13 protein-coding genes are annotated in these 11791 nt (G+C 68.0%); 2 read left to right on the plus strand and 11 right to left on the minus strand.

Annotated elements, in window-relative coordinates; all coding sequences use genetic code 11:
* Positions 1-52 precede the first annotated feature (52 nt).
* From OC534_RS10550 to asnS, 11 genes are all read right to left on the minus strand, one after another.
* A complete protein-coding gene (locus OC534_RS10550) occupies positions 53-1048 on the minus strand; it encodes an aldo/keto reductase (RefSeq protein ID WP_262071759.1) in 996 nt (331 codons plus the stop codon).
* Positions 1049-1053: 5 nt separating this feature from the next.
* Entirely contained in the window at positions 1054-1740 is a 687-nt protein-coding gene (locus tag OC534_RS10555; protein ID WP_017355222.1) for a DUF2461 domain-containing protein, read from the minus strand.
* Positions 1737-3179: an exodeoxyribonuclease I gene (gene sbcB, locus OC534_RS10560; RefSeq protein ID WP_136003394.1), complete on the minus strand. Its 1443-nt coding sequence runs from the start codon at positions 3177-3179 to the stop codon at positions 1737-1739. The genes OC534_RS10555 and sbcB overlap by 4 nt, the downstream gene beginning before the upstream one ends.
* Positions 3179-4546 (minus strand): NAD(P)/FAD-dependent oxidoreductase, encoded by a 1368-nt coding sequence (locus OC534_RS10565; protein ID WP_136003396.1) that lies wholly within the window; start codon positions 4544-4546, stop codon positions 3179-3181. Before OC534_RS10565 ends, sbcB begins: the two co-directional genes overlap by 1 nt.
* Before the next feature lie 10 nt (positions 4547-4556).
* Positions 4557-5834 carry a kynureninase gene (gene kynU / locus OC534_RS10570; RefSeq protein WP_017355225.1) on the minus strand — a complete coding sequence of 426 codons (1278 nt, stop codon included), beginning with the start codon at positions 5832-5834 and terminating at the stop codon, positions 4557-4559.
* Positions 5835-6204: 370 nt separating this feature from the next.
* Positions 6205-6732 carry a 3-hydroxyanthranilate 3,4-dioxygenase gene (locus OC534_RS10575; RefSeq protein WP_017355226.1) on the minus strand — a complete coding sequence of 176 codons (528 nt, stop codon included), beginning with the start codon at positions 6730-6732 and terminating at the stop codon, positions 6205-6207.
* A gap of 25 nt (positions 6733-6757) precedes the next feature.
* Entirely contained in the window at positions 6758-7420 is a 663-nt protein-coding gene (gene can, locus OC534_RS10580) for a carbonate dehydratase (RefSeq protein WP_017355227.1), read from the minus strand.
* Positions 7421-7494: 74 nt separating this feature from the next.
* A complete protein-coding gene (locus OC534_RS10585; protein ID WP_017355228.1) occupies positions 7495-8133 on the minus strand; it encodes an FMN-binding negative transcriptional regulator in 639 nt (212 codons plus the stop codon).
* Between the two features lie 6 nt (positions 8134-8139).
* Positions 8140-8454, minus strand: a complete 315-nt coding sequence (locus OC534_RS10590; protein WP_017355229.1) for a hypothetical protein — start codon at positions 8452-8454, stop codon at positions 8140-8142.
* On the minus strand, positions 8451-8756 hold the full coding sequence (locus OC534_RS10595) for a hypothetical protein (RefSeq protein WP_136003401.1): 306 nt from the start codon (positions 8754-8756) through the stop codon (positions 8451-8453). Before OC534_RS10595 ends, OC534_RS10590 begins: the two co-directional genes overlap by 4 nt.
* Before the next feature lie 24 nt (positions 8757-8780).
* Positions 8781-10175, minus strand: coding sequence for an asparagine--tRNA ligase (gene asnS, locus OC534_RS10600; protein WP_262071760.1), 1395 nt, complete (start codon positions 10173-10175; stop codon positions 8781-8783).
* A 132-nt stretch (positions 10176-10307) separates the two neighbouring features.
* Here asnS and OC534_RS10605 point away from each other — a divergent pair, with 132 nt between their 5' ends.
* Complete coding sequence (locus OC534_RS10605) at positions 10308-10646, plus strand: iron-sulfur cluster assembly accessory protein (RefSeq protein ID WP_017355232.1); 339 nt, start codon at positions 10308-10310, stop codon at positions 10644-10646.
* A gap of 326 nt (positions 10647-10972) precedes the next feature.
* Complete coding sequence (locus tag OC534_RS10610; RefSeq protein ID WP_262071761.1) at positions 10973-11707, plus strand: thioesterase domain-containing protein; 735 nt, start codon at positions 10973-10975, stop codon at positions 11705-11707.
* Positions 11708-11791: the final 84 nt, after the last annotated feature.

Below are 11791 nucleotides of genomic sequence, written 5' to 3' on the forward strand. Positions count from 1 at the left end.
CTCCAGGAAAACCACAGCAGCTTGCCGCAGCACGCGTCAGCCGACGTGAAGGCTACTGGCTCGGCGACGCGCCAGTCTGCTGGAAGGTGGCCACCAGCCGCTCGCGCTCCTGCGGCGCCAGCATGTCCACGCGGGTGTCCAGCACCTGATCCAGACTCGCAACCCGGGTGGTGCCGAGCACGCCAGAGGCGACGGCGGGGTTCTGCAGGACGTAGGCGAAGGCTGTCTGCGCCGGTGCCTGCGAGCCAACGCGGGCGATCGTGCGCTGCATCGCCTTGGCGCTGCGCATCAAGGCCCGACTGGAAGGCTTCAGCCAAGCCCGCGCCAGGTACCACGCATCGGCCAGCCGGGGCACGCGCGGCCGGGCCGGAAGCAGGTGGCCCTGGGCCAGCACGGTGCCGGCGAGCACGCCGATGCCGGCGGCGTGCATGGCGGCGATGACCGGTTCCCGGTCCTGCTGCAGGGCGTTGTAGTCGATCAGGGCGACGTCGAAGGGACCGCGGCGTTCGGCCAGGTGTTGCATCACCGCGCCGGTATGGGTATTGATGCCAAGCAGCCGGAACATCCCGCTGCGCCGCATGCGCTCCAGCGCGGTCAGCAGCTCATCGCTGATCTGCTCCAGGCCGATGCCGTGGAGCTGGAAGATATCCAGGTGGTCGCAGTGCAGGTTGCGCAGCGAGGCGGCGCAGCTGCGTTCGATGGCAGCGGGAGAGAAATCGCGCTGCTCGGCACCGCTGATGCCGGCCTGGCCGGTCAGGGTGCCGGCCTTGCTGGAAATCACCAGGCCATCGCGCGGATGCGTAGCGAATGCCCGCTGCAGGATACGCCCCAGCCGCGGTTCGGCGTTGAAGGCCGCGTAGTTGTGGCCGGTATCGAACAGCGTGACCCCGCGCTCCAGGGCGCGGCGCACGATGCGTTCGGCCTCGGCCTCCGGAAAACGCCGGTTGCCCCAGAACCCCGAGCAGCCGAGGCCGATCTGCGAGACCTGCAGCCCGCTGCTGCCCAGCGCGCGGTAGGTCATCGGTGGCGGCGCGACCGGGCTGGTCATCGTGCTCAGAACTCCAGGTCCAGCGCGGCGCACAGGTAGTCCACGAACGGCGCCAGCGTGGCCAGGTCGGCCGCGAGGGTCTGGCGCAGACGCGGACCGGTCATGGTGGCGTCGTCCAGCGCGCGCCAGAACACCCAATTGCGGTGCTTGAGATCGTCGATGAATTCAAAGTCGGCGTCGAAGCCACGCGGTGCGCGCACCAGCTTCTCGCTTTCCTCGAAATCGAACTTCTTCCGCAGCGCCGGCGCGTGCGCGGCGGCCTTCCAGCTGCCGGGATTGTCGACGATGAAGTGCCGCACCTTGCGCTGCGTGGCCGGCTCGGGGTGCCACAGGCCCGCACCGACGAAACTCTCGCCCGGTTGCAGGTGGATGTAGAACGACGGTGCCGGCACCTGCCTGCGCCGCTCATGGAACAGGCGGGCACCCTGCCAGGTCTTGTAGGGCGACTTGTCGTTGGAGAAGCGCGCATCGCGGTAGATGCGGAACAGCGACCCGCCCACGCCGCGCGGGTCGGCGCGGAAGTGCGGGCTGATCGTGGCCAGGTCCGGCTGCAGGTCGGCAATCAGGCGCAGGAACGGCTGGCGGACATGTTCTTCGTAGGCCGGCTTGTGGTCGTTGAACCAGGTCTTGTCGTTGTGGCGCGCCAGCCCGCGCAGGAAGGTGAAGCTGGCGGGAGTGAAATAACTGCTCACAGGCTTTGCTCCAGGTGGGTGCCCCAGTCGCCGAGCTGAGACAGCAGGGCCAGCCTGGCGGGATCGGCGGCATGTTCGATGGCCAGGCTGTCCAGCTGCGCACGGAACGCCGGCAGGGTCTGTTCGCCCAGCGCGGCGTCGCCCAGCAGGCGCTGCCGCCGGTAGTCGTTCCAGCGCCCGCGCTCGGCGGCATCCAGCGTCTGCGGGTAGTTGCGCGCCCGGTAGCGGAACAGCAGCTCGGGCATGCGCGGATCTTTCAGGCGCTCGGCGAAACCGGCCAGCTCCGACGGCGGGCTGGTGCGCAGGCGGGGCATCAGGGCCTTGTCGCCGTCGGCGAGGAAGCCGTCATACAGCGAGGCATCCACGTCGCTGACGGTGGCCGTGCGCTCGCCGCCGTACACCTGCCGGACCTTCTCGACCAGCGCCGGACCGGCCTCACGTACCCGTGCGGCGTTGGCGTCCACTGCGGCGGCATCGATGCCCAGACGGGCATGGTCGGCCGGGCGCAGGTGGTTCCATGCGACCAGGGCCGGCACCTTGTTCAGGTGCACTTCCTTGAGCGGCACACGCTGCTCGCCCTCGGCCAGGTCCGCCGCGCGCGTGTACAGGCGCGCGGCCAGCGTATCGGCCGGCAGCGCGAGCAGGCCGTCGATGTCGCCCTCCAGATCCAGCGCGATGATCCGGTTGTTGATGTACGGATGCCGCGCGATGGGCAGCACCGGCGCGGCGCACATGCGCTGGGCCGGGTAGCGCATGGACACGTGCAGCACCGGCTGCAGGGCGTCCACGTCGAGCAGGCTGGCGACGAAGCGCTTGTCGCGCAGCTTCAGCGCGTACTCCCACAGCCGCGGCTGCGACTGCTTGAACAGCCGCGCCATGCCGATGGTGGCGTGCACGTCCGACAATGCCTCGTGCGCATCGCCCTGGCGGACGTCATTGGCCAGGGCGAGGTGTTCGAGTTTGAACGAGGTGGCGCCGTCTTCGCGCTGCGGCCACACAATGCCGTCGGGGCGCAGCGCGTGCACCAGCCGCAGCATGTCCAGCAGGTCCCAGCGCGAGTTGCCGTTGCGCCACTCGCGCTCGTAGGGGTCGTAGAAATTTCGGAACAGCCCGTGGCGGACGAACTCGTCGTCGAAGCGCAGCGTGTTGTAGCCCAGCGTGCAGGTGCCGGGGCGCGCCATCAGGTCGTTGATCCGCGAGAAGGCCTCGGCCTCGCTGACGCCTTGGGCCAGTGCATGCTGCGGCGTGATGCCGGTGATCAGGGTGGCGACGGGTGAGGGCAGCAGGTCGTCGGCCGGCTTGACGTAGAAGCTCACCGGTTCGTCGACGACGCGCAGGTCGGCGTCGGTACGGATCGCGGCGAACTGCGCGATGCGGGTGCGGCGCGGGTCCTGGCCAAAGGTCTCCAGGTCGTAGAACAGGAAGCTGTCGGCCGCCATCAGTGTGCGCCCTCCAGCACCGGCAGCTGCGCGTGCACGATGCGCTCGAGTGCGTCCCAGTCGATGTGGTCCAGGCTGTCGTGGCCGGCAGTGGCATCCTCAAGGATGCGCCGTTGCAGGTCGGTGCGCGCCAGGGCGACCGCATAGGGCGTGTGCAGGAAGGTCACCATCGTGTAATGCGGCACGAAGCGCGTCGGCCAGCGGGCCTGCAGGGCCTGTTCGAGCTCGCGCTGCAGCAGGAAGGCCGGGTCGGCGACGCGGTCACGCATTTCCAGGTAATTCTCGAGCGCCATCTGCTGGATCGCCTCGGCGTTGGGCTTGCGGTCACGTTCGAAGGCGGCGAACGCCTCGGCGAGGGTGTCCTGCTGGAGCAGGTGCCCGGCAAGGGCGACGCAGTCTTCGAACGCGCAGTTCATGCCCTGGCCGTGGAAGGGAACCATTGCATGGGCGGCATCGCCGAGCAGTACGGCGCGGCCCTGCAGGTGCCAATGCGTGAGGTGCAGGGTGCCGAGCAGGCCGGGGGGATGCTCTTCCCAGTCGCGGCGCAGGTTCGGGATCAGCGGCAGTGCGTCGGGGAAGTCGCGCGCGAACAGGGCTTCGGCCTGGGCGCCGGTGGTGGTGGTGGCGAAGCTGGGGTCGCCGGTGTTGGGCAGGAACAGGGTGACGGTGAAGGTGCCTTCGTCATTGGGCAGGGCGATGCACATGTAGTGGCCGCGCGGCCAGATGTGCAGCGCGTTGGCCTCGATGCGGAAGCTGCCGTCCGGGCCCGGCGGAATCTCCAGTTCCTTGTAGGAGTGGTCGAGGAACTCGATGCGCTCGTCCAGCGGCTGCTTGCGGTTCATCGCCGCGCGCAGGGCCGAGCCGGCGCCGTCGGCACCGATCAGGGTGTCGAAGCGGATGTCGTGGGGCTGGTCGTCGCGATCGTCGATGAAGCGCGCGTAGCCGGCGTCGAAGTCCACCGTATGCAGGCGGCGGTGGAAGTGCACGCAGGCACCGGCGTCCTCGGCCAGCTGCAGCAGGGTGGTGTTGAGGTCCTTGCGGTGGATGGACCAGATGACTTCGCTGTCGTCACGGCCGTAGCGCTGCAGCTGCGCTGCGCCGTCGCGCGGATGGACCATGCGCCCGCGCATCATCACGGCCTTGGCCATCACCGCGTCTTCGACGCCGGCCTGGCGCAGGGCGTTGCGGCCGCGTTCGGCGAGGGCAAGATTGATCGAGCGGCCGGACTCGTAGTCGCTGATGCGGGGGTCGCCGCGGCGCTCGTACAGGGTGATCCGCCAGCCTTGGCGCGACAGCAGGATGGCCAGCAGGGAACCAGCCAGGCCAGCGCCGATGATGCTCAGCGAGCGGGAGGGGGTTGCGATCAAGACAATGTCCTTAGAGGCCGGCCCAGGCTTCCACTTCCTCGACGAAGTGGTGCAGGTCGAGGTAGCGGTTGTACAGCGGGGTGGGCGAGATGCGGATGACGTCGGGCTCGCGCCAGTCGCCAAGGACGCCGACGGTCTGCAGGTACTCGAACAGGCTGCGGCCACGCTCGCGGCCGCCGGTTACGCGCAGGGAGAGCTGGCAGCCGCGGCGTTCGGGTTCGGCGGGGGTCAGCACCTGCAGCACGCCGGGCAGGCGCGCGCGGACGAGGGCGTCGAGCATGCCGGTCAGGCGCAGCGATTTGGTGCGCATGGCATCGATGCCACCGGCCTTGTCCAGGACGTCGAGGGAGGCGCGCAACGGCGCGAGGCCGAGCACCGGGGGGTTGCTGAGCTGCCAGCCCTCGGCGCCGACGGCCGGCACGAACTGGGGGGCCATCTTGAAGCGGGTGGCTTCTTCATGGCCCCACCAGCCGGCGAAGCGCGGCAGGGTGGTGTCGCGGTGGTGGCGTTCGTGGACAAAGCAGCCGGCCACGGCGCCCGGACCGGCGTTGAGGTACTTGTAGTGGCACCACACGGCAAAGTCGGGGGCGATGTCATGGAGCTGCAGCGGGACGTTGCCGACCGAGTGGGCAAGATCGAAGCCGACGCGGGCGCCCTGCAGACGGGCCATGCGGGTGATGGCATCCAGGTCGAAGACCTGGCCGCTGCGGTACTGCACGCCAGGCCAGAGGACGAGGGCGAGGCGGGGGCCGTGCGCGACGATGGCGCGCTCGATGGCCTGCAGCGACACGGTGCCGTTGGGTTCGTCGGGCTGCACTTCGACCAGGTCCGTTGCCGGATCGAAGCCGTGGAAGCGGATCTGCGATTCGACCGCGTGACGGTCGGTGGGGAACGCGCCGGCTTCAATGAGGATGACGGGGCGTTCGGCGGTGGGCCGGTAGAAGCTGACCATCATCAGGTGAAGGTTCACGCTCAGGGTGTTCATGGCCACCACTTCGCTGGGCAGCGCGCCGACGACGCGGGCCAACTGTTCGCTCACCAGGCGGTGATAGCGCAGCCACTGGGTGTCGCCGGTGAAGTGGCCTTCAACGGCCAGGCTGGCCCACTTGTCCATGACCTCCTGGACGGCCGCACGCGCGCCACGCGGCTGCAGGCCCAGCGAATTGCCGACGAAGTACGTCTGGTCGCGGTGGTTGTGCTGGGGGAACACAAACTCGCTGCGGATGGCGCGCAGCGGATCGGCGGCGTCCAGGGCAACGGCATGGGTGCGGCTGAGGATCTCGGACATGGTGCGACCGGCGGTGACAGTGACCGACAGTTTACCGGCTGCCGGGCCGCCCGGGCTCGACCACCCACCGCTCCACAGCTTCACCCCGTGGCGCCGGGCTCTGCCCGGTTGCTCTCCGTTCCGCGCCCGCAGCGCATCGGTGCGCAACAGCGACAGCAACGTCGCCGCCAACGCCGCAGGGTGGCGGAATGCGTCTGGGGTGCCGGGACAGGCTGCACGTACGTCCCCGTAAGCTCCATCGCCGCATCCATGCGGCGAAGGGTCGCGTCACCCCAGCCGCACCCCGCCCGGACACCGCGTATCGGCGCGCACGGAAAAAGCGGAAGGCGCATGCACCACAGCGCGCCCCTCGCAGGCCGCAGGCGCGGCGTCAGCCTTCGACGGCGACTTTGGCCGGCAGCGGGTCCACGTGCCCGCAGGCTCCACAGGTGCGAAGCTCCAGCGAGGCGTGGTAGCGGGCGAACACCTTCGGCAGATCCGTTTCGATGTTCTCGAGCGCGAAATACTCTTCATACAGCTTGTGGTTGCACTGTTCGCAGAACCACATAAGGCCATCCTGCTCATGCGCCAGGCGCTTGCGCTCGACCACCAGGCCAACGCCGCCCGGCGGGCGACGCGGCGAATGCGGCACCTTGCCGGGCAGCAGGAAAATCTCACCGGCGCGGATCGGGATGTCGCGTACCGCGCCGTCTTCCTGCACCTTCAGCACCATCTCGCCCTCGAGCTGGTAGAACCACTCCGGACCCTCGTCGTAGTGGTAGTCGGTGCGGCTGTTCGGCCCGCCGACGACCATCACGATGAAGTCGCCGTTCTCGATCATCTTGTTCCCCACCGGCGGCTTGAGCAGGTGGCGGTGTTCCTCGATCCAGGCCAGCAGATTGATGGGGGAGGGGAGCATGGTGGCGGTTCCGTAAGAGCGGCGGTCAGTCGCGGCGGCCGTGGCGCGGGACGTAGGACAAGGCCTTTTCGTAGGCTGCCTGCAGCTCGTCGGGGGCGCCGACGTCAATGCCCATCTCGCGCACTCGGCCGTCCTTCAGGCTGTAGACCCAGCCGTGCACCATCAGCTTCTGGCCGCGGGCCCAGGCATCCTGCACGATCGTGGAACGGCAGGCGTTGACCACCTGTTCGATCACGTTCAGCTCGCACAGCCGTGCGTGCTTCAGGTCCGGCTCGTCGATGGCATCCATGATCGCGGCATGCTTCTGCGCGACATCGCCGACGTGCCGCAGCCAGTTGTCGGCCAGGCCGACGCGGGTGTTGTTGAGGCTGGCGTGCACGCCGCCGCAGCCGTAGTGGCCGACGATCAGGATGTGCTTGACCTTGAGCTGGTCCACCGCGTACTGGATGACGCTCAGGCAGTTGAGGTCGGTGTGCACCACGACGTTGGCGACGTTGCGGTGCACGAACACTTCACCCGGGGCCATCCCGATGATCTGGTTGGCCGGCACGCGCGAATCGGAGCAGCCGATCCACAGGTATTCGGGGTGCTGCTGCTTGGCGAGCTGGTGGAAGAACTCGGGATCTTCCCTCTCGATGCGGTCGGCCCATTCGCGGTTGTTCTGCAGCAGTTTGTGGATGTCTTTCATGGTGCGGAGTCCCTGACGTCGGGTGGGGGCAAGGCGCGGCCGGGGTGGTCGCGTCGTCGCGGGAAACGGGAAGGTCAGTTGGCGGTGGTACGTTCGTCGCGGCGCCAGCGCATCCACTGCGCCAGCTCCTGCGACGCGGGGGCCGGAAGCGCCGACAGCGCGTCGATCACGCTGCACTGGTTGGCCTCGGGATGGTTCTGGCTGAGTTTGAGTTTGATCTGCACCTGGTCGGGACGGAAGCGGAACCCGACGATGCCCGCCAGCATCCGACGCTGACGCGGGTCGATCGGCTGCAGGTCCCAGTCGCCGCCCACGCCGGCTTCATGGCGCGCGCTGAGGCCGTCGAGCATGGCGATCAGTGCGTCCGGGTCGTCCACCGGCTCGAGCACGCCGCGCAGTTCGGCGGCCGCGTAGTTCCAGGTGGGGACGCGGGCCTGGGCCTCCTTGTCGGGGTACCAGCCCGGCGACACATAGGCGTGCGGGCCATGCACCAGCAGCAGCGCGGGCCCGGCGTGGCCGGCCTGCGGGTTGGGCCGGGCCCAATGGCCCTCGATCAGGATGTCCTCGCCGTCGCGCCGGTACAGTACCGGCAGCCGCGTGGCCTGGGGCAGGCCATCGGCGCCGGTGGTCAGCAGGGTCACGAACGCGTCGCGCGCCAGCAGCCGGTCCAGCCAGATCAGGTCGGTCTCAGCGAAGGCGGACGGGATGAACATGGTGGGTCAGGCGCGGGCGCCGAGGCTCTGCACCATCCGGCCGTGCAGGTCGGCGTCGCTGGCGGCCTGCGGCGGCGCCACCTCGTGCAGCGAGAAGCCGCGGATCAGTGCGTCCTCCTCGTCCAGGCCGTCGTAGGCGACGAACTCGGCGTCGAACAGCTGCGCGCGCGCAGTGTCCTCGCTGTCGTAGCTCAGGGTGTTGCCGTCGCTGTCCAGCACCTCGGCGGTGCCGGCTGGCCGGATGCGCAGGCGGGCCCAGATCAGCGTGTTGCCGAGGCTGGCAAGAAACCACTCGTCGCGGTGGGAGGTGTCGTCGTTCATGTCGTTACCATCGAAAGCAGCCAGAGCAGGGCGGCCATGCCCAGCCCGGCCAACAGGGTCAGCAGGGAAACCCATGCCGGGGCGGCCAGCCCCGACAACGAGCGGTCCGTGCTGAGCCGGTAGTCGCGGCCCAGCAGCCAGCGCAGCGCATCCGGGCGCAGGAAGGCACCGCTGCCGAAGCGTTCGGCGAGCGCCGGGTGGCGGTCGCGGATGTGCACCAGGGTCAGCGGCCAGAAGATCACGAAGGCACTGAACCCGGCGATCGCCACGCCGACGAAACACAGCGCGAAGAACAGGGTCATGGGCTCGGTGCCTCCGTGGTGGGATCAGAACTCGGCCGTACCCGGTGCACGCGGGTAGGGGATGGCGTCGCGGATGTTGCCGAGCCCGCACACGTATACCACCAGGCGCTCGAAGCCGAGACCGAAACCGGCGTGCGGGACCGACCCGTAGCGGCGGAAATCGCGGTACCAGCCGTAGTGCGCCGGGTCCAGGCCGAACTGGGCCATGCGGGCGTCGAGCACGTCCAGGCGCTCTTCGCGCTGGCTGCCGCCGATGATCTCGCCGATGCCCGGCGCCAGCACGTCCATCGCGGCGACGGTCTTGCCGTCGTCGTTGAGGCGCATGTAGAACGCCTTGATGTGCTCGGGGTAGTTGGTCACGACCACGGGGCGGCCGATGTGCTCCTCGGTCAGCCAGCGCTCGTGTTCGGTCTGCAGGTCCAGGCCCCATTCGACCGGGAAGTCGAACTTTTTGCCCGAGTTCTGCAGCAGCTTCACCGCCTCGGTGTAGTCGATCTGCTCGAACGGGGCGTTGATGAACGCCTCCAGCTTGGTGATCGCGTTCTTGTCCACGCGCTCGGCCAGGAACGCCAGATCATCGCCACGCTCGTCCAGCACCGCACGGAACAGGTACTTCAGGAACTGCTCGGCCAGGCGCGCGTCTTCGGCCAGGTCGGCGAAGGCGATCTCCGGCTCGATCATCCAGAACTCGGCCAGGTGGCGGGTGGTGTTGGAGTTCTCGGCGCGGAAGGTCGGGCCGAACGTGTACACCTTGCTCAGCGCCAGGCAGTAGGCCTCGACGTTGAGCTGGCCGGACACGGTCAGGAAGGTTTCCTTGCCGAAGAAATCACGGCTGAAATCGACCTCGCCCTTTTCGTTGCGGGGCAGGTTGGCCATGTCCAGGGTCGAGACCCGGAACATCTGGCCGGCGCCCTCGGCGTCGGACGTGGTGATGATCGGGGTGCTGATCCAGTTGAACCCGTTCTGGTGGAAGAATCGGTGCACGGCCTGGGACAGGCAGTTGCGGATGCGCGTGACGGCGCCGAACAGGTTGGTGCGCGGGCGCAGGTGCGCCACTTCGCGCAGGAACTCCGGGCTCATCGGCTTGGGCTGGATCGGGTAGGTCAGCGGGTCCTCGACCAGGCCCACGATCTCGATGTCGCTGGCCTGGATCTCGAAGGACTGGCCCTTGCCCTGGGACTTGACCAGGGTGCCGCGGGCGATGACCGAACAGCCCGGGGTCAGGCCCTTGACGGCGTCGAAATTGGCCAGCGTGTCATTGGCCACCACCTGGATGGGGGCGAAGCAGGAGCCATCGGTGACATTGACGAAGGCAAGCGCCGCAGACCCGCGCACCGTCCGTACCCAACCGCGTACGGTTGCCTCGCCGCCTTCCGGGATCTTCCCGGCAAGCGCATGTTCAACGCTGACCACCGTCATGACTTGAATCCTCTGTTGATCGACTCGATCTGTGAACGGGAGAGTTTACCGGCTGCAGTGTTCCGCTTGCGAGGCATTTCTGCGGTACCGGTGTCCTCTATAATCGTCAAGTCCCTTCCCGGAGCACTCCACATGGCCGTCAGCCTGACCCCGATCGCCCTCCAGCGCGTCCAGCGCTTTGTCGCCGGCACGCCGGGCGCGCTCGGCCTGCGGTTCGGCGTGACCCGGACGGGCTGTTCAGGTTGGGGCCACATCACCGACCTTGCCCGTGATGAGCGGGAGGGCGACAGCGTCTTCGAGCAGGAGGGGGTCCGGATCTACGTGGACGCCCAGAGCCTGCCGCTGGTGGACGGCACGGTGATCGATTACGGCAAGCAGGGATTGAGCGAAACCTTCACGTTCAGGAACCCGAATGCAGCGGCCGAATGCGGTTGCGGAGAGAGTTTCACCACCGACGACGCACATCGCTGAGCATCCGCGTGCGCCGCTCTGTCGTGGCCCGTGTTTGCCTTGACATTGCCATCACATATCGATAAAACCCTATTGGATTGAAGAAAGGTGTTGATCGCGAATTGTCGATCTACATTGCCTTTCGGGATCTTTCGCGCGGCAGGGGAATTGCCGTGTGCAGTACCGCTGTCCGGGCTCGCACGACGCGCCGCGAACAGCGCAGCTTCAATGGAGTTGTATGGCTGCCGGACGCGTCCCGTCCGGGTCGTTGAGGGGGAAGGATGCACAAGGTCGAGCAGGGAAGTGCGCGTTCTGTCATTGCGCTTGCGCGCAACGACGACGCCCGCGTGAGATTGTTCTGTTTTCCATTCGCCGGTGGCGGTGCGTCGGTGTTCCGCAAGTGGACGCCGCATGTGTCCCGGGACGTGCAGATGATGGCCATCCAGATGCCGGGGCGCGAGTCCAGGCTGTCTGAAGACCTGCACGTGGACATGCCCGTTGCGGTCGCGGCGATCGTCGATGATCTGCTGCCGTGGCTGGACCGTCCCTTCGCCTTCCTTGGCCACAGCCTGGGGTCGCTGATGTCGTTCTGTGTGGCCCGCGAACTCCGTGAGCGTGGCGCACCGATGCCGCTGCATATGTTCCTCTCCGCACGCCGTGCGCCGCATCTCGCCGGCCCGCGCCGCGCCCTGCACGGGTTGCCGCGCGACGAGCTGCTGCGTGAACTGCGCAGCCTGGAGGGAACGCCGTCGGCCGTGCTCGAACATGAGGAACTGCTGGAACTGCTGCTGCCCATTCTGCGCGCGGATTTCCAGCTCAACGAGCGCTACGTCCACGCCGACGCGGCACCGCTGCCGTGCACGGCGACGGTAATGGGCGGACTCTCGGACCACGCCGCAGGCCGCGCGCAGCTTGCGCAATGGGCACAGCATTTTGCCGGCCCCACCGAGCTGGACATGTTTCCCGGTGGGCACTTCTACGTCGACCAGATGCTGCCGGTATTGGGGGCGCGCATCGGCCAACGGCTGTTGTCGTCGGTGGGACGTGGAACGGTGGTGGAAACAGCCTGCGCAGCGGGCTGAGCAACAGGCGCGCCGGGGGGTGCGCATCCGTATCGCAACAGTGGGGGAGCGCTTCGATGCCATGACAGGCACCGACGGGGAAGG

Origin of the sequence: Stenotrophomonas sp. Marseille-Q5258 (assembly GCF_946900935.1) — a bacterium.
In the GTDB taxonomy this organism is placed as follows: domain Bacteria; phylum Pseudomonadota; class Gammaproteobacteria; order Xanthomonadales; family Xanthomonadaceae; genus Stenotrophomonas; species Stenotrophomonas nematodicola.